This window comes from Alcanivorax sp. (assembly GCF_014762765.1).
Taxonomy (GTDB): Bacteria; Pseudomonadota; Gammaproteobacteria; order Pseudomonadales; family Alcanivoracaceae; genus Alcanivorax.
In genome coordinates, this window is sequence record NZ_JABURH010000019.1 from 15,795 (window position 1) to 17,021 (window position 1,227).

1 protein-coding gene is annotated in these 1,227 nt (G+C 66.3%); it reads right to left on the minus strand.

Annotation, left to right across the window (positions count from 1 at the left end; genetic code table 11):
• Positions 1 to 1,227, minus strand: a 1,227-nt coding sequence (locus HUJ17_RS00795; protein WP_290508919.1) for a penicillin acylase family protein, incomplete at both ends; no start/stop codon positions are given.

Consider the following 1,227-nt stretch of genomic DNA (forward strand, 5'->3'; position numbering starts at 1 on the left):
TGGCCAGGCCGATGGCGCGGTGCTGGATCTGGTCCTGGCTTTCGTCCACGTTCCAGCTGTCCATGCTGGCGATGCCGCCCAGTTCTGCTATGGCCTGGTTGAGGCTGTTGGCCAGGGCGCTGCGGCAGGTGGCCAGGTCATCGCTGCCGGCGCAGCGCAGGGCCCGGTAGGGGCTGGCGCTGGTGCCCGCGGCCTGTTCCAGCACCCGCTCCAGATAACCGTAGTAGCCATTGTTGTAGGCGGAGCCGCCGGCACCGGGTTTGTTGTCGCGGCCCATCAGTGACAGGTTCTGGCCATCCACGTCTTCCACAGCGGTAATCTGCGGCAGCAGGATGTCGATCATCAGCGGGTACCAGGCATCCATCAGGGCCACGGCGGCTTCCTCGTCGTAGTTGCCGTCACCGTCCCGGTCCCGGCGCAGGGCGCCGTTGGCGACCCAGTCCTGCATCAGGCGGATGGCGCTGTCCTGATCACCGGTGACCGGGGCGCTTTCCAGCAACGCCAGGGCGGCGGGGACGATTTCCTGGCCGCGCAGATCTACGGTGGCGGCGTCGCCCATGGCTTCCACCATGCGCGCCCGGGTCACGCTGCCTTCCTCAACCAGTTGCTGCAGACGCACATCGAGGATGTCGTTGCGATGGGCGGAACCATAGGGCGCATGGGCGTCGGCTGCCCACCAGTCCCGGGCCGGGCGGTTGTTCCAGCTGGCCAGGTAGCCGCGCGGCGGGTTGCTCTCCTGCGGGTGCGCCTGTTGCGGGATAAAGCCGTTCCAGTCGTACTGGCCATTGCCCCAGCTGGGCAGCTCCGGATGGATGCCGTTGGCCCGTTGCGGGTAGTCGCCGGAGTGGAAGTAGGCGATATCCCGGTCATCGATATAGAACCAGTTAAAGCTGCCGGTGGTGTTGTGGAACACGTCGTAGAAACTCTGCACGTCGTGCACATCGTTGCGGCTGGCCTGCAGGAACGGCAGGGCGGTATCCAGCTCGGCGAAGTAGGTGCTGCGCTGGCGGGTGACCGCCACGGGCAGGCCGGACACGGTGGCAAAGCCGATTACCGGGCCGTATTCCTCGGTGCGGATCACCCGGCGAGTGACCGCCTCGTTCTGACCCACTGCCTCCGGATCGGTGGAAGAGGCCAGATTCCAGCGGGCCACCCATTGCTCGTCGATCACATCGAAGGGTTTGCACTGGCCGTTGACCTGGTAGCCGCCTTCGCCATGGGCGGGCG